The sequence below is a fragment of the Mycobacterium sp. 852002-51057_SCH5723018 genome (assembly GCF_001667035.1).
Lineage (GTDB): Bacteria > Actinomycetota > Actinomycetes > Mycobacteriales > Mycobacteriaceae > Mycobacterium.
The window spans coordinates 1-19,856 of the sequence record NZ_LZIR01000075.1 but is presented as its reverse complement, the minus strand read 5'-3'; the positions used below and the strand labels follow the sequence as shown (position 1 = coordinate 19,856).

General features: G+C 68.4%; 18 protein-coding genes and 1 pseudogene. 5 read left to right on the top strand and 14 right to left on the bottom strand.

Going from position 1 to position 19,856, the window contains the following annotated elements; genetic code table 11:
* Window positions 1-21: 21 nt before the first annotated feature.
* On the bottom strand, window positions 22-1,149 hold the full coding sequence (locus tag A5764_RS15580) for a Xaa-Pro peptidase family protein (protein ID WP_067114409.1): 1,128 nt from the start codon (window positions 1,147-1,149) through the stop codon (window positions 22-24).
* Between the two features lie 103 nt (window positions 1,150-1,252).
* Between A5764_RS15580 and A5764_RS15575 the strand changes: the two genes are divergently transcribed.
* Window positions 1,253-2,209, top strand: coding sequence for a 5'-3' exonuclease (locus tag A5764_RS15575; RefSeq protein ID WP_067114408.1), 957 nt, complete (start codon window positions 1,253-1,255; stop codon window positions 2,207-2,209).
* A 44-nt stretch (window positions 2,210-2,253) separates the two neighbouring features.
* On the opposite strand, the gene A5764_RS15570 is transcribed toward A5764_RS15575, so the two are convergent.
* The 11 genes from A5764_RS15570 to dop all read right to left on the bottom strand — a co-directional run bounded on the left by A5764_RS15570 (window position 2,254) and on the right by dop (window position 14,248).
* Entirely contained in the window at window positions 2,254-3,021 is a 768-nt protein-coding gene (locus A5764_RS15570) for a DUF4333 domain-containing protein (RefSeq protein ID WP_067114407.1), read from the bottom strand.
* 79 nt (window positions 3,022-3,100) lie between these two features.
* Window positions 3,101-5,851, bottom strand: a complete 2,751-nt coding sequence (locus tag A5764_RS15565) for an RNA helicase (protein WP_067114546.1) — start codon at window positions 5,849-5,851, stop codon at window positions 3,101-3,103.
* A gap of 87 nt (window positions 5,852-5,938) precedes the next feature.
* Window positions 5,939-6,907 (bottom strand): twin-arginine translocase subunit TatC, encoded by a 969-nt coding sequence (tatC, locus tag A5764_RS15560; protein WP_156664700.1) that lies wholly within the window; start codon window positions 6,905-6,907, stop codon window positions 5,939-5,941.
* Window positions 6,908-6,957: 50 nt separating this feature from the next.
* On the bottom strand, window positions 6,958-7,221 hold the full coding sequence (tatA, locus tag A5764_RS15555) for a Sec-independent protein translocase subunit TatA (protein ID WP_067114406.1): 264 nt from the start codon (window positions 7,219-7,221) through the stop codon (window positions 6,958-6,960).
* A 71-nt stretch (window positions 7,222-7,292) separates the two neighbouring features.
* Window positions 7,293-8,267, bottom strand: coding sequence for a YafY family protein (locus A5764_RS15550; protein WP_067114405.1), 975 nt, complete (start codon window positions 8,265-8,267; stop codon window positions 7,293-7,295).
* Window positions 8,264-9,256: a YafY family protein gene (locus A5764_RS15545; protein ID WP_067114404.1), complete on the bottom strand. Its 993-nt coding sequence runs from the start codon at window positions 9,254-9,256 to the stop codon at window positions 8,264-8,266. Before A5764_RS15545 ends, A5764_RS15550 begins: the two co-directional genes overlap by 4 nt.
* A gap of 96 nt (window positions 9,257-9,352) precedes the next feature.
* Window positions 9,353-10,711, bottom strand: a complete 1,359-nt coding sequence (pafA, locus tag A5764_RS15540) for a Pup--protein ligase (RefSeq protein WP_152531269.1) — start codon at window positions 10,709-10,711, stop codon at window positions 9,353-9,355.
* 70 nt (window positions 10,712-10,781) lie between these two features.
* The gene (gene prcA, locus A5764_RS15535; protein ID WP_067114402.1) at window positions 10,782-11,570 is read right to left on the bottom strand and encodes a proteasome subunit alpha; all 789 of its coding nucleotides are present in this window, start codon (window positions 11,568-11,570) and stop codon (window positions 10,782-10,784) included.
* Window positions 11,567-12,454 (bottom strand): proteasome subunit beta, encoded by an 888-nt coding sequence (prcB, locus tag A5764_RS15530; protein WP_067114401.1) that lies wholly within the window; start codon window positions 12,452-12,454, stop codon window positions 11,567-11,569. Before prcB ends, prcA begins: the two co-directional genes overlap by 4 nt.
* Entirely contained in the window at window positions 12,451-12,645 is a 195-nt protein-coding gene (locus tag A5764_RS15525; protein WP_067114400.1) for a ubiquitin-like protein Pup, read from the bottom strand. Before A5764_RS15525 ends, prcB begins: the two co-directional genes overlap by 4 nt.
* A gap of 94 nt (window positions 12,646-12,739) precedes the next feature.
* The gene (gene dop, locus A5764_RS15520) at window positions 12,740-14,248 is read right to left on the bottom strand and encodes a pup deamidase/depupylase (RefSeq protein WP_067114399.1); all 1,509 of its coding nucleotides are present in this window, start codon (window positions 14,246-14,248) and stop codon (window positions 12,740-12,742) included.
* 149 nt (window positions 14,249-14,397) lie between these two features.
* On the opposite strand from dop, the gene A5764_RS15515 reads away from it, so the two are divergent.
* Both A5764_RS15515 and A5764_RS15510 read left to right on the top strand, forming a co-directional pair.
* Window positions 14,398-15,600: a hypothetical protein gene (locus A5764_RS15515; protein ID WP_067114398.1), complete on the top strand. Its 1,203-nt coding sequence runs from the start codon at window positions 14,398-14,400 to the stop codon at window positions 15,598-15,600.
* 23 nt (window positions 15,601-15,623) lie between these two features.
* Complete coding sequence (locus A5764_RS15510) at window positions 15,624-16,262, top strand: hypothetical protein (RefSeq protein WP_369807331.1); 639 nt, start codon at window positions 15,624-15,626, stop codon at window positions 16,260-16,262.
* A 99-nt stretch (window positions 16,263-16,361) separates the two neighbouring features.
* On the opposite strand, the gene arc is transcribed toward A5764_RS15510, so the two are convergent.
* Window positions 16,362-18,191, bottom strand: a complete 1,830-nt coding sequence (gene arc, locus A5764_RS15505) for a proteasome ATPase (RefSeq protein ID WP_067114544.1) — start codon at window positions 18,189-18,191, stop codon at window positions 16,362-16,364.
* A 295-nt stretch (window positions 18,192-18,486) separates the two neighbouring features.
* On the opposite strand from arc, the gene A5764_RS15500 reads away from it, so the two are divergent.
* Both A5764_RS15500 and trmI read left to right on the top strand, forming a co-directional pair.
* Window positions 18,487-19,074, top strand: coding sequence for a hypothetical protein (locus tag A5764_RS15500; protein WP_067114396.1), 588 nt, complete (start codon window positions 18,487-18,489; stop codon window positions 19,072-19,074).
* Window positions 19,002-19,445, top strand: a pseudogene (gene trmI / locus A5764_RS15495) (tRNA (adenine(58)-N(1))-methyltransferase TrmI); the annotation flags it as partial. The gene A5764_RS15500 and the pseudogene trmI, both read left to right, overlap by 73 nt.
* Before the next feature lie 49 nt (window positions 19,446-19,494).
* On the opposite strand, the gene A5764_RS15490 reads toward trmI, so the two are convergent.
* Window positions 19,495-19,788, bottom strand: a complete 294-nt coding sequence (locus A5764_RS15490) for a DUF503 domain-containing protein (RefSeq protein WP_067114395.1) — start codon at window positions 19,786-19,788, stop codon at window positions 19,495-19,497.
* Window positions 19,789-19,856: the final 68 nt, after the last annotated feature.

The window sequence follows — 19,856 nt, the reverse complement described above, 5'->3', positions numbered from 1 at the left end:
GCGGCGGCGGTGTCAAGCTCGTTAGGGTGCGGGCACCACGATCAGGTCATGCGGCCGGTTGTTGACGGCCAGGGCGCCTTCGTCGCTGACCACGACGATGTCCTCGATGCGCGCCCCCCACCGGCCGGGGAAGTAGATGCCCGGCTCGATGGAAAACGCCATGCCCGCGGTCAGTGGCAGGTCGTTACCGGCGACGATGTACGGCTCCTCGTGCACCGACAGCCCGATCCCGTGTCCGGTGCGGTGCACGAAAAACTCCGCTAGCCCCGCCTCGGCCAGCACGTCGCGGGCGGCGGCATCGACCTGTTCGGCCGTCACGCCGGGTCGCACCGCGTCGAAGGCCGTGCGCTGCGCTCGCTGTAGCACCGAATATTGCTGTGCTACATCAGGTTTGGGTTCTCCGATGCTGTAGGTGCGGGTCGAGTCGGAGTGGTATCCGGGCGCGTAGGCGCCGCCGATGTCGACGACGACGATGTCGCCCGCCTGCAGTTCTCGGTCCGAATAGCTGTGATGCGGGTCGGCGGCGTGCGGGCCGGAGCCGACGATGATGAATGCCACGTCCGAATGCCCTTCGGCGACAATGGCTTCGGCGATGTCGGCGGCCACGTCGGCCTCGGTGCGGCCCGGTCGCAGTAACTCGGGCACCCGGGCGTGCACCCGGTCGATGGCCGCCCCGGCCTTGCGCAGGGCGTCGACCTCGCATTCCTCCTTGACCATCCGCAGCCCGCGCAGCACGTCGGTGGCCAGCGTCGGCAGCACGCCGAGCTCGCCGGCGAGCGGCAACAGGTGCAGCGCCGGCATGGAATCGGTGACGGCGGTCGCGGCCGGGCCCCCGCGCAGTGCCGCGCTCACCAACTTGTACGGGTCGTCGCCATCGACCCAATCCCGCACGGCCAGGCCAAGTTCCGCAATGGCCGAACCCTTCAGCGAGGCCAGCTCCAGCCGCGGCACCACCACCGTCGGATCGCCCGAGGCCGGCAGCACCAGCGCGGTGAGCCGCTCGAACGTCTGCGCGCGCGAGCCGACGAGGTAGCGCAGGTCGTAGCCGGGCGTGATCACCAGGCCGGCGAGGCCGGCGTCGGCGGTCGCGCCGGCCGCCGCGGCCAGGCGGCGTGCATACACTCCCGCGTCGAATCGGTCCGAGTCCATGGCAGCAAGGCTAACCCGGCCCGCCGAACGTCGAGTTGTTGTGGCAATTCGCGAAAGTGGTCGACGACAAGTCGACGTTCGGCGACGTGAGACCATAACCGGCATGCGATCGCCGCTAGTGCTCCTCGACGGCCCCAGCATGTGGTTCCGCTCGTATTTCGGGGTGCCGTCGTCGATCACCACCCCCGACGGCCGACCCGTCAACGCCGTCCGCGGATTCCTCGACTCGCTGGCCGTGGTGATCACACGCCACCGACCCGGCCGCCTGGTGGTGTGCCTCGACCTGGATTGGCGTCCACAGTTCCGGGTCGACCTCATCCCGTCGTACAAGGCGCATCGGGTCGCCGAACCGGAACCCGAGGGCGAGCCCGACATCGAGGAAGTGCCCGACGAGCTGACCCCGCAGATCGACATGATCATGGAGCTGCTCGACGCATTCGGGATCCCGACGGCGGGGGCGGAAGGTTTCGAAGCCGACGACGTGCTGGGCACCCTCGCCGCGCGCGAACGCAAGGACGCGGTCGTGGTGGTCAGCGGCGATCGCGACCTGCTGCAGGTGGTCACCGACGAGCCCGTCCCGGTTCGGGTCCTGTACCTGGGGCGGGGGCTGAGCAACGCCACCTTGTTTGGACCCCCCGAGGTGGCCGAGCACTACGGGGTGCCCAAGGATCGGGCCGGCCCCGCCTACGCCGAACTCGCGCTGCTGCGCGGCGACCCGTCCGACGGCCTGCCCGGGGTACCGGGTGTCGGCGAGAAGACGGCAGCCACCCTGCTGGCCCAGCACGGCTCGCTGGAGCGGATCCTTGCCGCCGCCCACGACCCAAAGTCCAAGATGGCCAAGGGTTTACGGGCCAAATTGCTGGCCTCGACCGACTACATCGAGGCCGCCGGCACGGTGGTGCGCGTGGCCACCGACGCCCCGGTCAAGATGTCGACGCCCACCGACGCCCTACCCCTGGTTGCCGCCCACCCCAAACGCACCGCCACGCTCGCGACCGAGCTGGGCGTGGGGTCGCCGATTGCCCGCTTGCAGAAGGCGCTCGACGCGCTGCCGGCCTGAGCTTCGCGCGCCGATGGCGGCGCGAGGAGGAGGCGGGCAATCGGTTATTGCGGCCGACCGACCTCGTAGGTGCCCTTGTTGTCCTGGAAGGTCACCGTCACGCGCTTTTGGGCGCCATCGATGCTGACGTCGCAGTCGAAGGTGCCGCCCTTCTTGACGACGGGATCTTGGCCGCGGTTGCACTTGACGTCTTTGACGTTCTTGGCGCCGTAGCCGTTCGTCTCGTCGGAGAGGATCTGCTGCACACCGGTCTGGGCCTTGTTGACGTCGAGCTTGGTGGTGACGAAGAAGCCCGGCTGCCAGAAGCCGAGCACCAGCACGACCGCGATGAGCAGGAAGAGGATCGCGCCGGTCACGCCGCCGATGAGCGCCATCGAGCGCTTCTTACCCGGCTGTTCGTAGGGCGGGTACTGCTGCGGGTACTGACCGTATTGACCAGGCTGGCCGGGCTGACCGTATTGGCCGGGCTGGCCCGGCTGGCCGTACTGGCCGGGTTGCGGGTACTGCCCTGGTTGGCCGTATTGGCCCGGCGGCGCGTACTGCGGGGGCTGGGCGCCGAACTGCCCGGGCTGGCCCGGCTGGCCATACTGGCCGGGCTGCTGGTATTGCTGCGGGTATGCCTGCTCGGTCGGCGGCTGGTACTGCGGATATTCGGCGGGCGGCGTATACGCCGGGGCCTGCCACGTCGCGTCCTGGGGCGAGTGCTGCTGCTGCCAGGGCGATCCCACCTGTGTCGGCTCCGAGGATTGGTCGCCGCCCTGGCCGGGCGGTTGCCACTGGTGGCCCGGGTCCGATCCGTGCGGTCCGCTCATCGTTTCTCCTCAGTCCCCTTATGTCTTAGCCGAAGTCATCCGGTTCCGATTACGGCTGTAACGGTAGCTCGGGCCCAGCCTACCCGGCGTCAACTGCGACGACGCCGCGCCGAACCTCATTGATGGCGCGCTTGGCGGTGGCCCGAACGTCGGGATCCGGGGCGGCGTTGCGGACCTGGTCCAACAGGTCGAGCACTTGGCGGCACCACCGGACGAAGTCGCCCGCCGATAGCGGGGAACCGCTGCCGGAAACGTCGGCGGCGGCCAGCGCCGCGGCCAGGTCTCCGGTCCGGGCCCAGCGGTAGATGACGGTGACGAAGCCGTCGTCGGGTTCGCGGCTCGGGCCGATGCGATGCGTCTGCTCGTCGGCGCGCAGCGCCGTCGACAGCCGCGACGTCTGCTGCAGCGCCTGCCGCAATGGTTGGGTGGGCACCTCCCCGGCGGCCGCGGCGCCGGGGCCGTCCCCGCCGCGCGACTCGTAGAGCACCGCCGACACCACCGCGGCCAACTCGGCCGGTTTCAAACCCGCCCACGCGCCGGTGCGCAGGCATTCGGCGACCAGCAGGTCGCTTTCGCTGTAGATCCGCGCCAGCATGCGGCCGTCGTCGGTGACGTGCGGGTCGCTGGCCGGACCCTCGATGAAACCGCGCTCGGTGAGGAGCCCGACGATCCGGTCGAACGTGCGGGCCAGCGAGTTGGTGGCGGCGCCGACCTTCTTCTCCAACTGCGCGTTGTCACGCTCGATGCGCAGGTAGCGCTCGGCCTCGCGGATCCGCTCCTCCGGGCTGTTGTGGGCGGGATGGCGGCGCAACTCCGCCCGCAACGACGCCAGCTCCGGGTCGTGGAAGCCGTCCGTGTCACCACGCCCACGGCGGCCGGATGGAACGGTCAGTCCGGCGGCGGCCGAGCGCAGCGCCGAAGCCAAATCGCGCCGCACCCGCGGCTGGCGATGCTCGACGCGCTTGGGCAACGACATGGAACCCACCGGCGCCGCCGCTCCCGAATAGTCCGCCGACGAAATCCGCCCCGCCCAACGGTGTTCGGTGAGCACCAGTGGGCGCGGGTCGTCGCTGTCGCGGGCCGACTCCAGCACCACCGCCAGCCCGCCGCGCCGTCCGTGGTCGATCGTGATGATGTCGCCTCGACGCAGCCCGGCCAGCGCATCGCTGGCCGCCTGCCGCCGGTGCAGCCGCGACGCGCGGGACTGCGCGCGCTCCATCTCCGAAATCCGCGCCCGCAGCCGGGCGTATTCGAGGATCGGCGCCGCCGGCCCGCCCAGCTCGGAGGCGATCTCGTCGAGCAGGCGTTTTCCGCGCTCGATGCCGCGAACCAGCCCGACGACCGAGCGGTCGGCCTGGTACTGGGCGAACGACTGCTCCAGCAGCTGATGAGCCTGCTCGGGACCCATGTGGCGCACCAGGTTGATCGTCATGTTGTAGGACGGCGCGAACGAACTGCGCAGCGGGAAGGTACGGGTGGAGGCCAGGCCGGCGACCGCGGACGGCTCGGTGGTTTCCTCGCTGGGATTCCACAGCACCACGGCGTGGCCCTCAACGTCGATGCCGCGCCGGCCGGCGCGGCCGGTCAACTGCGTGTACTCCCCCGGTGTCAGCGGCACGTGCTGCTCGCCGTTGAACTTCACCAGCCGCTCGAGCACCACCGTGCGGGCGGGCATGTTGATGCCGAGCGCCAGCGTTTCGGTGGCAAACACCGCCTTGACCAGCCCGGCGGTGAACAACTCCTCCACGGTGTGGCGGAACGCCGGCAACATCCCGGCGTGGTGGGCGGCCAGGCCGCGCAGCAGCCCCTCGCGCCACTCGTAGTAGCCGAGCACCGCCAGGTCGGAGTCGGCAAGATCACCGCACCGGTGGTCGATCACCTCGGCGATCTGCGCACGCTCCTCCTCGGTGGTCAGCCGCAGCGGCGAGCGCAGGCACTGGGCGACCGCGGCGTCACAACCGGCCCGGGAGAACACGAACGTGATCGCCGGCAGCAGCCCCTGGGAATCCAGGATCGCGATCACGTCCGGCCGACCGGGCGGCCGATAGAACCGCGGCCGGCTGGTCACGCCCCGCCCCCGGCGTGGCTGCCAATCCGACATCCGGTCGGCTTCACGCCGATGGGCGATGTGGCGCGACAGGTCCGGATCGACCCGCGGCTGGCGTTGGTCAGCGGCCTCGGCGCCGTCACGGTCCCGATAGTCGAACAGGTCGAACAGTCGCTTGCCCACCAGGACGTGTTGCCACAGCGGCACCGGCCGGTGTTCGTCGACCACGACGGTCGTGTCGCCGCGCACGGTCTGGATCCAGCCGCCGAACTCCTCGGCGTTGCTCACCGTGGCCGAGAGACTGACCAGGCGCACCTCGTCGGGCAGGTGCAGGATCACCTCCTCCCACACCGGACCGCGCATCCGGTCGGCCAGGAAATGCACCTCATCCATCACCACATACGAAAGACCTTGCAGCGCAGGCGAATCGGCGTAGAGCATGTTGCGCAGCACTTCGGTGGTCATCACCACGACGGGCGCGTCGGCGTTCACCGACATGTCGCCGGTCAGCAGGCCGATCCGGTCGCGGCCGTACCGCGCGGTCAGGTCGGTGTGCTTCTGGTTGCTCAGTGCCTTCAGCGGTGTGGTGTAGAAGCACTTACCCCCGGCCGCCAGCGCCAGGTGCACGGCGAATTCGCCGACCACGGTCTTGCCGGCGCCGGTCGGCGCGCAGACCAGCACCCCGTGGCCCTGTTCCAGCGCCGCACAGGCCCGCCGCTGAAAGTCGTCGAGCGTAAAACGCAGTTCGGCGGCGAACCGGGCCAGCTCGGCCGGCTCCGTCACGCCGCCGCCGGATCGCGCGAGGGTGCGCAGTTGTACGTCAATACCGGCGTGTCGCGGTACAAACACGCACGCTCGCGGGAAGCGGGGCTAGGTGACATCGTCATGCTGACCTGCGGTGAACGACGGCTCCGGCACGGGCTCGTGTATCGGGGCGGGCGGCTCGATGACCGATGCCTCGTCATCGGGGATCATGGCCTGCGCCTCGCGCTTGGCCTTCCGCTTGTCGTGCAGCCGGGCGATTTGGATGGCGAACTCGAGCAGCACCGACAGCGCCACCCCGAGGGCGGTCATCGAAAACGGATCGGATCCGGGCGTGAACATCGCCGCGAACGCGAACATGCCGAAGATCAGGCCGCGCCGCCACGACTTGAGCCGCTCGTAGGTCAGCACGCCGGTGATGTTGAGCATGACCATCAGCAGCGGGAATTCGAAGCTGACCCCGAACACCACCAGCAGGTTGATCAGGAAGCCGAAATACCGGTCGCCAGACAGCGCGGTCACCTGCACGTCGCTGCCGACCGTCAACAGGAATGCCAGCGCCTTGGACAGCACGAGGTAGGCCAGCACGGCGCCGACGACGAACAACACCGCGGCGGGGATCACGAACGCGATCGCGAAGCGGCGCTCCTTTTGATAGAGCCCGGGGGTGATGAACGCCCACAGCTCGTAGAACCACACCGGGCAGGCGAGCACGATCCCGGCGGTCAGCCCGACCTTGAGCCGCAACATGAATTGGTCGAACGGCGCCGTGGCCAGCAGCCGGCACTGCCCGTCGGCGCTGATCGAGGCACGGGCCGACTGCGGCAACGAACAATAGGGATGGCGCAGCCATTCGCCGAGGCTTTCCAGCCCCAAGATCGAATGCGAATACCAGACGAAGCCGAAGATCGTCGTGACCAGGATGGCGGCCAGCGAGATCAGCAGCCGGGTACGCAGCTCGGTCAGGTGGTCGACGAGCGACATCGTCGCGTCGGGATTGGCGCGGCTGCGCCTGTTGCGAGGGTTGAGCCGTTTCAGCAAGCCGGCGGTGCGCGCTGAAACCCTGAAACCTTTCACCGTGGTCTTTAACGGTCGGTCAGTCGCGCTCGGCCACCGCGGCGACGCGGTTAAGCCGGGCGCGCTTCGGTGTGGCCCTGCTCGGTGGCCGCCGGCGGGTCGACCCGCTGCGACTGCACGGGTTGGGCTGGCGGAGGCGATTGCAGGGAAGGCGCGTCGGACTTGCCCTCGGTCTGCATTTCACGCATCTCGGACTTGAAGATGCGCATCGACTTGCCCAACGAGCGCGCGGCATCGGGGAGCTTCTTGGCACCGAACAGCAGAATCACTACGACAGCGAGGATCGCCCAGTGCCACGGACTAAGACTGCCCACTTTGATTACCTCCAGACGTCCACCCGATGCTACCGCAGCGCGGCGACGGGCCGGTGTGCCCGCGCCGGACGCTAAGACTGCGCGGCGACCTGGTAGGACTCCAGGGCCGCCGCCGCGGCATCCCGGACACGCTGCGCGAGCGACGCCGGTTCAAGGACGCGCACGGCCGCCCCGAAGCCGAGCACCAGGCGCGTCATCCAGTCCTCGGAGGCAAAGGTCATGACGACCTCGCACGAGCCATCCGGCAACTCGAGCACCTCGCGCATCGGGTAGTACTCGAGCATCCACGACGCCGAGGGCGCCACCCGGAGCCTGGCCGACGGCAGCGCCGGGTCGCCGTCGAACAGTGACGTGTCCGGCGGCGCGTGCACCACGGGTTCGGGCGGAGCCGCCGGCTCGCCCAGCTCGGTGGCGTCGACGATCCGGTCGAAGCGGAACAGCCGGACCCCTTCGGCTTCGCGCGACCAGGCCTCCAGGTAGCTGTGCCCGCCGATCAGCAGCACCCGGACGGGGTCGACGATCCGGCTGGTCAGCGTGTCGTGCGAGGCGGAGTAGTAGTCGATGGCCAGTGCGTGCTTGTACTGCACCGCCGTGCGCACGGCGGCCGCGGCCCGGCTCTCGACCGGCGCGGGCTCGTCGATGGCCGCCGCCAAGGCCGTGTTGTCCTGCCCGATGGCGCCGGCGGCGGCCTCGATCTTGGCCATCGCGCTGCGCGCCGCCTCCGGATCGACCACGCCGGGAATGTCGGCCAGCGCCCGCAGGGCCACCAGCAGGCCCGTCGCCTCCGGCGACGTGAGTTTGAGCGGCCGGTCGATGCCCGCCGAGAACGTCACCTCGATGGTGTCGCCGGAGAACTCGAAATCGATGAGGTCACCCGGGTAGTAGCCGGGAAGGCCGCACATCCACAGCTGGTTGAGGTCCTCCTCCAGCTGCTTGGCCGAGACGCCCAGGTCAGCCGCGGCCTTGGCGCGGGTGACCTTCGGGTTGGCCTGGAAATACGGCACCATGTTCAGCAACCGCACCAGCCGGGTGGAGACAGGCGTCACGAGCTCTGCACCTCCGCGTGGCCACGCAGCCGGGCCAGCACGGCGTCGCGCAGGGACTGCGGCTCGAGCACGACGGCGTCGGCGCCATACCCCGCGACATCGCGCGCCAGCCCGTCGGCGGATCCGATGTCGAGTTCGATCACCTCGCCGTCGCGGCCGCCCCTCCGGTGGGCGCCCGTCGACCTTCCGGCGCGGCGCAGCGCGGTGGCACGCCCGTCGGCGACCCACACCCGCGCCTGCCCGCCCGTCGGCCACTCGGTGACCGTCTGGGCCACGATCTTGCGCAGGTCCACCCCGTCGGGCACGGTGACCGCGCCGGGCGGCCCGATCGGCGTGACCCCGGCGCCGATCCGGGAGAGCCGGAAGGTGCGGGTGGCGTCGCGGTCGCGGTCGTGGCCCACCAGATACCAGCGGCCCCTCTCGGTGACCACGCCCCACGGCTCCACGGTGCGCGTGGTGTAGGGCTCGGCGCGCGAGGGCCGGTGCGGGAACTGCACCGCCTGCCGAGAATCGATGGCGGACAACAGGATTCCGAGAACCTCCTCGGACCCCCGCAGGCCGGGAACCCCGGCCGAGGACGCGATGGCCACCGGCGCGTCCGGGTCGACGTCGACCCCGGCGGCGCGCAGCTTGAGCAGCGCGCCCTGGGTGGCGGTGATCAGCTCCGGCGACTCCCACAACTGCGTCGCGACAGCGACGGCGGCCGCCTCGTCAGGGGTCAGCTCGACCGGCCGCAGCGCGTAGGCGTCGCGGTTGATCCGGTAGCCCTCGGTGGGGTCCGTGACCGACACCCGGCCGACTTCGAGCGGGATGCCGAGGTCACGCAGTTCGTTCTTGTCGCGCTCGAACATCCGCGAGAACGCCTCGGCGCTGGGGCTGTCGGAATAACCCGCGACGCTGGACCGGATCTTCTCCGCGGTGATGTAGCCCCGGGTGGACAGCAGCGCGATAACGAGGTTGACCAACCGCTCGACTTTCGAGATCGCCATCTGCACCAGGTTATTCGATGGCCCTTTCCGGGCGCTTCCGCCGCCCGGCCGCGCTGCCTCTACACAGCTGATGGCGCCCGCGCCAGCAGGTAGGGACTACATGCTCGCGATGAGCCGCTTGACCCGCTCGTCGACCGCCCGGAACGGGTCCTTGCACAGCACGGTGCGCTGCGCCTGGTCGTTGAGCTTGAGGTGTACCCAGTCGACGGTGAAGTCACGGCCCGCCGCCTGGGCGGCGCTGATGAACTCCCCGCGCAGACGGGCTCGGGTGGTCTGCGGCGGGTGGTCGACGGCCTCGGCGATGTCCTCGTCGGTGGTAACCCGCGTCGCCAGGCCCTTGCGCTGCAGCAGGTCGAAGACGCCGCGGCCGCGCTTGATGTCGTGGTAGGCCAGGTCGAGCTGGGCGATCTTCGGGTCGGACAGCTCCATGTTGTAGCGGTCCTGGTAGCGCTGGAACAGCTTGCGTTTGATCACCCAGTCGATCTCGGTGTCCACCTTCGCGAAATCCTGGCTCTCCACGGCGTCGAGCTGGCGGCCCCACAGGTCGACGACCTGCTCGATCTGGGCGTTGGGCTCCCGGGTCTGCAGGTGCTCGACGGCGCGGCTGTAGTACTCGCGCTGGATGTCCAGGGCGCTGGCCTGACGTCCACCGGCCAGCCGCACCGGCCGGCGCCCAGTGACGTCGTGGCTGACCTCGCGGATGGCCCGGATGGGGTTGTCGAGGGAGAAGTCGCGGAACGGGACGCCGGCTTCGATCATCTCCAGCACCAGCGCCGCCGTGCCCACCTTGAGCATGGTGGTCGTCTCGCACATGTTGGAGTCGCCGACGATGACGTGCAGCCGCCGGTACTTCTCGGCGTCGGCGTGCGGCTCGTCGCGGGTGTTGATGATCGGCCGGCTGCGGGTGGTGGCCGAGGAGACGCCTTCCCAGATGTGCTCGGCACGCTGGGACAGGCAGAACGTCGCGGCCTTGGGCGTCTGCAGCACCTTGCCGGCCCCGCAGATCAGCTGGCGGGTGACCAGGAACGGCAGCAGCACGTCGGAGATCCGGGAGAACTCGCCGGCACGCACGATCAGGTAGTTCTCGTGGCATCCGTAGGAGTTGCCCGCCGAGTCGGTGTTGTTCTTGAACAGGTAGATGTCACCACCGATGCCCTCGTCGGCGAGCCGCTGCTCGGCGTCGACCAGCAGGTCCTCCAGCACCCATTCGCCGGCCCGGTCGTGGGTGACCAGCTGCACCAGGCTGTCGCATTCGGCGGTGGCGTACTCGGGGTGGCTGCCCACGTCGAGGTAGAGGCGGGCGCCGTTTCGCAAGAAGACGTTGGAGCTGCGGCCCCACGACACCACCCGACGGAACAGGTAGCGGGCAACCTCGTCCGGGGACAGGCGGCGATGGCCGTGGAACGTGCAGGTGACACCGAACTCGGTCTCGATGCCCATAATTCGTCGCTGCACGTAATCGAGGGTACTGGTTGTCCCACCGCAAAGGTGCAGAAGCCGCGCCCGTGGATGTTATTGGGCGGCTCTACTCCGAGGATTTGCCGTCGGGTTCCGACGCTTCGCCGCCGGATTCGGAGTCCTCGGATTTCGAGCCCTTGGCGTCCAGCTCGTGCAGCATGCTCTCCAGGGCGGGTCGGTTGATGCGCCGGAACGCGCGCCGCGGCCGGTTGGCGTCGAGGATGGCCACCTCCAGGCTGGTCACGTCGAGGGAGGGCTGATCGCCGTTGGAGGCGTCGGCGCTGCCCGCCCGCAGGGCCGCCACAGCGATGCCCAGAGCGTCGCTCAGGTCGGCGTTTTCGGCGTAGGTGTCCTTCAGCGCGGTGGCGATCGGCTCGGTGGTCCCGCCCATGACCACGAAGTGCGGCTCGTCGGCGATCGAGCCGTCGTAGGTGATCCGGTAGAGCTCCGGCGGTTTGGTCTCGCCATAGTGGGCGACCTCGGCGACGCACAACTCGACCTCGTAGGGCTTGGCCTGCTCGGTGAAGATGCTGCCCAGCGTCTGCGCGTAGACGTTGGCGAGCTGGCGGCCGGTGACGTCGCGGCGGTCATAGGCGTAGCCGCGCGTGTCGGCGAACTGGATCCCGCCGCGGCGCAAGTTGTCGAATTCGTTGAACTTGCCGGCGGCCGCGAAGCCCACCCGGTCGTAGAGCTCGCTGATCTTCTGCAGCGACCGCGACGGGTTCTCCGCGACGAACAGCACACCGCCGGCGTAGGCCAACGCCACCACGCTGCGGCCGCGCGCGATCCCCTTGCGGGCGAGCTCGCTGCGCTCGCGCATCGCCTGCTCGGGCGAGATGAAATACGGGAAGCTCACTTCTCCCCCCGCGGCTCGGCGTCAGGTCCGAAAGTATCTGCGCGCGAGCGGCTTTCGATGACTTCGCGGGCCAGCTCGGCGATGCGCCTCTCAGGCACCTCGGCCGCCCCCTCGGCGCCGATGGTGATGGCCGTGGGGTAGATGCCGCGGACCAGATCCGGTCCGCCGGTGGCGGAATCGTCGTCGGCGGCGTCGTAGAGCGCCTCCACCGCGACCCGCACCGCCGAATCGACATCGGTGACTTGCGAATACAACTTCTTCATCGACGACTTGGCGAAGATGGAACCCGACCCCACCGCCTGGTAGCCCTCTTCCTCGATGTTCCACCCACCCGCGGCATCGAACGAGACGATGCGTCCGGCGCTTTCCGGATCGGGGGCGTGCATGTCATAACCCGCCAGTAGCGGCACCGCCACCAGCCCCTGCATCGCGGCGGCCAGGTTCCCGCGCACCATGATGGCCAGCCGGTTCACCTTGCCGGCGAAGGTGAGCGGCACGCCCTCGAGCTTCTCGTAGTGCTCGAGCTCCACGGCGTAGAGGCGCGCGAACTCGACGGCGATCGCCGCGGTGCCCGCGATGCCGGTGGCCGTGTAGTCATCGGTGATGTACACCTTTTTCACGTCGCGCCCGGCGATCATGTTGCCCTGCGTGGAGCGCCGGTCGCCGGCGAGGACGACCCCGCCCGGGTATTTCAGTGCGACGATCGTGGTGCCGTGCGGCAGCTGCGCCCCGACACCGCCCGCTTGGGCGCCGCCGCTGAGGTTCACCGGCAACAGCTCCGGCGCCTGGCGGCGGAGAAAGTCAGCAAACGAGGACAGGTCTACAGCCGGGTTCGGTGGAAGTGCGGAGTTAGTGGACAGGCGATCGGAGAAAGGCCAGGTCACTGTCCGCCCTTTTGGACGTACGCGCGGACAAAGTCCTCAGCGTTTTCCTCGAGGACGTCGTCGATCTCGTCGAGCAGGTCGTCAGTCTCCTCGGCTAACTTCTCACGGCGCTCTTGGCCCGCGGCCGTGCCGTCGGCGAAGTCGTCGTCATCGCCGCCGCCACCACCACGCTTTGTCTGCTCCTGAGCCATCGCCGCCTCCTGCTTGTTATCGGCCGCGTCGCAACGCCTACCGGTGTTTCTCTACCCTACCGGTCAACGCCGACGTTGCCCTGCTTAACGTGCTTCAGCTGGTCAGTTGTTCCACCAGCTCCGCCGCGCTGTCAACGGAGTCCAATAGCGCCCCGACGTGCGCTTTGCTGCCGCGCAGCGGTTCCAGCGTCGGGATGCGCACCAGCGAATCGCCGCCGAGGTCGAAGATCACCGAGTCCCAGCTGGCCGCTGCGATGTCGGCGCCGAACCTGCGCAGGCATTCACCGCGGAAGTAGGCGCGGGTGTCCGTCGGCGGGTTGTCGACGGCGTCGATCACCTGGTGCTCGGTGACCAGGCGCTTCATCGAGCCGCGGGCGACCAGCCGGTTGTACAGGCCCTTGTCCAGGCGGACGTCGGAATACTGCAGGTCGACGAGGTGCAGCCGCGGTGCCGACCAGTTCAGGTTCTCCCGCTGCCGGAAGCCCTCGAGCAGCCGCAGCTTGGCTGGCCAGTCCAGCAGTTCGGCGCACTCCATCGGGTCACGCTCGAGCAGGTCGAGCACGTGCGCCCAGGTCTCGACGATGTCGGCCGCGCGCGGGTCGGGATCGCGGCCGTCGACCAGCTTTGCCACCCGGTCGAGATAGATCCGTTGCAGCGCAAGGGCGGTCAGCTCGCGGCCGTCCGCCAGGGCCACCGCAACCCGCAGCGACGGATCACGGCTGATGGCATGTACCGCGTGCACCGGCCGCGCCAACGTCAGGTCGGAAAGGTCGATGCCGTGCGTCGGGCCGTCCTCGATCAAATCGAGCACCAGCGCGGTGGTGCCCAACTTCAGATACGTCGAGGTCTCGGCGAGGTTGGCGTCGCCGATGATCACGTGCAGCCGGCGATACCGGTCGGCGTCGGCGTGCGGTTCGTCGCGGGTGTTGATGATGCCGCGCTTGAGCGTGGTCTCCAGGCCGACCTCGACCTCGATGTAGTCGGAGCGCTGCGACAGCTGGAAACCGGGCTCGTCACCGGAGGGCCCGATGCCGACCCGGCCGGAGCCGGTGACCACCTGCCGCGATACCAGAAAGGGGGTCAGGCCGGCGATGATGGCCGAAAAGGGCGTCTGCCGGGACATCAAATAGTTCTCGTGCGAGCCGTAGGAGGCGCCCTTGCCGTCCACGTTGTTCTTGTAGAGCTGCAGCTTGGCGGCCCCGGGCACGCTGGCGACGTGGCGGGCGGCGGCCTCCATCACGCGCTCGCCGGCCTTGTCCCAGATCACCGCGTCGAGTGGATCGGTGCATTCCGGCGCGGAGTATTCCGGGTGGGCGTGGTCGACGTAGAGCCGCGCGCCGTTGGTCAAGATCATGTTGGCCGCGCCGACCTCGTCCGCGTCGACCACCGGCGGCGGCCCGGCCGAGCGGCTCAGGTCGAAACCGCGCGCGTCCCGCAGCGGCGATTCCACCTCGTAGTCCCAGCGGGTGCGCTTGGCGCGCTGGATCCCGGCGGCGGCCGCGTACGCCAGGACCGCCTGCGTCGAGGTGAGGATCGGGTTGGCCGTCGGGTCCGACGGCGAGGATATGCCGTACTCGACCTCCGTCCCGATAATCCTTTGCATTACTTCAAGATAGGCCTGGCGACGATGCAGCCCGCGACGCGGGGTGCGGAGGAGCCAGGCAATCGGGTCCGGCCTGGCGACGATGCAGCCCGCGACGCGGGGTGAAAACGGCCACCGCGCGGACCGATCCGACATTAGGGTGGGCCCGCATGGACCTTTCCCTGCGCCGCACCCCGGGGCGCCGGACCTCGGCGAGCGCTTCCTTTGTCACAGGGGCCGAAAGCTGGTTCTTGGAGCGGGGTTTACCGTCCGTGCTCACCCGGCGGGCCCGGTGGCGACGCCTGTGGCCGCGGTCGGCCCCCGTGCTGGCGGCGTACGCGGCGCTTCAGGGCTGCGTGTTGGCGGTCTACTCGATCGTCGGGGGCGGCGACGTCGAGATCAAGGGTGAACCGACACCGGCTGAATGGGCAGTGCTCGCCATCGTCGCGGTCGCCCTGCCGCTGATGGCGCTGGTCGGCTGGCTGGTCTCGCGGTCGCGCAGCGGGCGGACGCGTGCGGTGGTGGCCGTTGCGGCGGTTGCCGTCGTGGCGTGCGTCGCAAGCATCGTCTCCGGACCTGGCCAGCTAGCGCAGGAGATCGTCGTCGTGGTCGTGGTGCTGATCCTCACCGGCTGTGGTGTCGGGTCGGTCATCGGCTGGGCGGTGCGAATGATGCTGTCGCACTTCGTGACGGTCGGCGCCCTAGTGGTCCGGGCGCTGCCGGTTGTGCTGTTGACCGCCTTGGTGTTCTTCAACACCTACGTCTGGTTGATGGCCGCGACGATCAGCGGAGAGCGGCTCGCGCTGGCCATGGCGTTTCTGGTGTCCATCGCCGCGGTCTTCGTCGTCTCCGCCACCCGGGAACGCGTGCGGCCGATGCTGCGATCGACGACGGCGGAGCTGGCCAACGACACCGAACGGCTCGCCGGCACACCCTTCGCGGCCATGCCGGATGTTCCCGACTGCGCGGCGCTGAAAAGGTCCGAGCGGCTCAACGTGGTGTTCGTGCTCGCCGCCTCGCAACTGGCGCAGATCACGGTGGTGGCAGTGGTCACCGCCGCCATCTACTTGATCCTCGGCCTGATCGTCCTCAGTCCGGAGTTGCTCAACGAATGGACCCACACCTATTCCAGCACCGCGACGGTGCTGGGATGGACGCTGCCCCTGCCTGATTCGCTGATCCACATGTGCCTTTTCCTCGGCGCGTTGACCTTCATGTACATCAGCGCCCGCGCGGCCGGCGACGCCGAATACCGATCGACCTTCCTCGACCCGCTGATCGAGGATCTGCACGCCACCCTGATCGCGCGCAACCGCTACCGCGGCGCCGTCGCTACCGCGTGTGAAGTTGACGCCGCCCAGGCCAGTGATTAATTTCACACAGGTGCCGGAGCACTCTGGCGCCCGTCGAAGAGGAAGCGTGTGAGCCGGTGACCGATTTGGCTGGGAAGCGTTACGGCGAAGTCCTTCTCGTGATCTCCGGCGAGGCCGGCCCGCAGGCCACGGTGTACAACAGCTTTCCGCTCAACGATTGCCCCGCCGAGCTGTGGTCAAAGTTGGACCCGCAGGCCATCGCGGCCGAAAACGGCGCGGCCGCAGCGCTGCTCAACGGCCCACGCTACTGGTTGATGAACTCCATCGAAAAGGAGCAACAGGGCCCGCAGATCAAAAAGACCTTCGGGGGGATCGAGATGATCCAGCAGGCCACCGTCCTGCTGTCGTCGATGAATCCGGCGCCCTACATCGCCAACACGGTGAACCGCCACACGGTGTTCGTGTTCAACGCCGGCGAAGAGGTCTACGAACTCCAGGATCCCCAGGGGCACCACTGGGTCATGCAAACCTGGAGCCAGGTCGTCGACCCCGACCTTTCGCGTGCCGATCTGCCGAAGCTGGGCGAGCGGCTCAAGCTGCCGGACGGATGGTCCTACCAGTCGCGTGTGCTCACCGAAGAGTTGCGCATCGACACGACCTCACGCGCTGCCCAGGTCACCCAGGATGACCTGACCAACAGCTATTCGCTGGTGACGGGCTGAGGGCTGGCGAGCCGCCGACGCTGAAACTACGCACACCCGCCGCGGCGCGTCGTGTGTGTGTAGTTTCAGTGTCGCGGTTCGCGCTGACGTCCGCCGCCCCTACAGGTACTGACCGAGGTTCGACTCGGTGTCGATGGCGCGGGACGCGCTCGACGACTTGCCGGTGACCAGGGTGCGGATGTAGACGATCCGCTCGCCCTTCTTGCCCGAAATCCGCGCCCAGTCATCGGGGTTGGTGGTGTTGGGCAGGTCCTCGTTCTCGGCGAACTCGTCGACGATCGAGTCCAGCAGGTGCTGAATGCGCAGGCCCGGTTGGCCGGTCTCCAGCACCGACTTGATCGCGTTCTTCTTCGCCCTGTCGACGACGTTCTGGATCATCGCCCCGGAGTTGAAGTCCTTGAAGTACATGACTTCCTTGTCACCGTTGGCGTAGGTGACCTCCAGGAACCGGTTGTCGTCGATCTCGGCGTACATCCGCTCGACGACCTTCTCGATCATCGCCTTGATGCAGACCGTGCGGTCGCCGCCGAACTCGGCGAGGTCGTCGGCGTGCAGCGGCAGCTGCTCGATCAGGTATTTCGAGAAGATGTCTTGCGCCGCTTCGGCATCGGGGCGTTCGATCTTGATCTTCACGTCGAGCCGGCCGGGCCGCAGGATCGCGGGGTCGATCATGTCCTCGCGGTTGGAGGCGCCGATCACGATGACGTTCTCGAGGCCCTCCACGCCGTCGATCTCGCTGAGCAGCTGCGGGACCACCGTCGTCTCGACGTCCGAGGAAACCCCGGTGCCGCGGGTGCGGAAGATCGAATCCATCTCGTCGAAGAAGACGATCACCGGCGTTCCCTCCGACGCCTTCTCGCGCGCCCGTTGGAAGATCAGCCGGATGTGCCGCTCGGTTTCGCCGACGAACTTGTTCAGCAGCTCGGGGCCTTTGATGTTGAGGAAGTAGGACTTGGCCTCGCGCGCATCGTCGCCGCGCACTTCGGCCATCTTCTTGGCCAACGAGTTCGCGACCGCCTTGGCGATCAGGGTCTTGCCGCAGCCGGGCGGGCCGTAGAGCAACACGCCCTTGGGCGGGCGCAGCGCGTACTCGCGGTAGAGCTCCTTGTGCAGGAACGGCAGCTCGACGGCGTCGCGGATCTGCTCGATCTGGCGGGTCAGGCCACCGATGTCCTGGTAGCTGACGTCGGGAACCTCTTCCAGCACCAGGTCTTCGACCTCGGCCTTGGGGATGCGCTCGAAGGCGTAGCCGGCCTTGGTGTCGACCAGCAGCGAGTCGCCCGGACGCAGCTTGCGCGGCGTGGTGTCGTCGTTGAGGGCGTCGGGAATGCCGTCCGGCAGGTCCTCGGCGACCAACGGTTCGGCCAGCCAGACGATGCGCTCCTCGTCGGCGTGGCCGACGACGAGCGCGCGGTGGCCGTCGGCCAGCACCTCACGCAGAGTGGAGATCTCGCCGACCGATTCGTACGTGCCGGCCTCGACGACGGTCAGGGCCTCGTTGAGCCGGACGGTCTGGCCCTTGCGCAGCGCGGTGACGTCGATGTTGGGTGAGCAGGTCAGCCGCATCTTGCGGCCCGAGGTGAACACGTCGACCGTGTCGTCCTCGTGCGCGGAAAGCAGGACGCCGTAGCCACTGGGCGGTTGCCCGAGGCGGTCGACCTCTTCGCGCAGCGCCAACAGTTGCTGGCGGGCCTCTTTGAGAGTCTCCATTAATTTTGAATTGCGGGCCGCGAGGGAGTCGATGCGGGCTTCGAGTTGATGCACATCGCGCGCGGAGCGGGTGCCGCCATGCGTCCCGGCCGCGTGCTCGAGTTGCTCGCGAAGCACCGCTGCCTCGCGGCGTAGTTGTTCCAATTCGGCAGCATCGCCGCTGGACATGCCAGTATCACGGGAATTACCGAATGCATCAGAACGCTCTGAGTCACCCATGTTGCGCTCCTTTCCCGCCCCGACATGATGCGGTGGATACACCCACGCTACCGGCGATTGCCCGTTCATGTACGGAGACAAATGCTCACGAAAAGTTAAGACTTTGGTCGAACTGGTAATCTCGCCCACGAATCGCGCCGATCGAAAGGACAGCGGTGGCTGTAAAACCCCTTGCCACAGGCTCAGCCGGCTTGACCCTCCAGGGCCTTGGTGGGCGGGGCGGCCGCCGGTGTGACTTCCGTTGCATCCGTTGGCCGGCCGCAGGCATGAGCGAGTAGTCCACAACCCCGACTGGATGCACCGACAACTGTCCGTTGCGCTGAGCGCCGCCACAGCGGTGGCGGTGGTCGGCCTCTCCGGGTGTTCGCATCCCGGACCCAAGGTGGTGTCGTCCCCCTCGTCGACGGTTCACCCCACGACGAGTCCGGTCACCGTCGCGGCTCCGCCGACCGCTCCCCTGCCCGCGCCCGAGGCCCTCATCGACGTGCTGAACCGGCTCGCCGACCCGAACGTTCCGGGCATCAACAAGGTGAGCCTCGTCGAGGGCGCCAACCCCGACAGCGCGGGCACCCTGGACAAGTTCACCAACGCGTTGCGGGACAACGGGTACCTGCCGATGACGTTCGCGGCGAACAACCTGGCCTGGTCGGACAAGAATCCGTCCAACGTGATGGCCACGATCATCGTCCACACCGCACAGGCGAACAACGGCAACTTCACCTTCCCCATGGAGTTCGCACCCTTCCAGGGCGGTTGGCAGCTGTCCCGGCGGACCGCGGAAATGCTGCTGGCCCTGGGTAACTCAGCGGCGCCGACCATGCCGAGCACGCTCGCCGCAACGTCGAGGTGTTCTCCGGCCGCCTACCGGACAACTGGCAGCTGATCGTCAGCGACCTCGCCGACTCCGACCTGCACGACGGTTCCTTCGACAGGGCGGTGCTGGACATGCTCGCGCCGTGGGAGGTGCTCGACGCGGCGGCGCGACTGCTGATTGCCGGCGGCGTGCTGATGATCTACGTGGCTACCGTCACCCAGCTGTCGCGGGTGGTGGAGGCGCTGCGCGCCCAGCAGTGCTGGACCGAACCGCGGGCGTGGGAGACCTTGCAGCGCGGTTGGAACGTCGTCGGCTTGGCCGTCCGCCCGCAGCATTCGATGCGCGGGCACACGGCGTTCCTGGTATTCGCGCGGCGGCTCGCTCCCGGCGTTATCGCGCCCGCGCCCCTGGGCCGCAAACGCGTGGGCCGTGACGGGTAGTCGGATCGCAAGCGCGGCGTGGCGGGTCGCCGCCATCGGTAGCGGCGGTCTAGTCGTCGCTGTGGTGCAGGCCCCGCCGCACCGACAGCAACTCGAACTCCGGATGCGCGGCCACCAGTCGTTCGGCCCTGTCGAGCACATCGACGGCGTGGCCACGATCGCTGGACACCAGGGCCACGCCGATGCCGGCCCGTCGATGCAGGTCCTGCGAACCCGTCTCGGCCGCCGACACGCTAAACTTGCGCTGTAACTCTGCGACCACCGGACGGATCACCGACCGCTTCTGCTTGAGCGATCGCACGTCGCCCAGCAACACATCGAACTCGAGCCAGCCGATCCACATCCAATCAGCCCGGGGGAGTCGTAGACGGGGCTTGAGACGGGGCCTTCGACGGGCCGGCATCGGGAGCC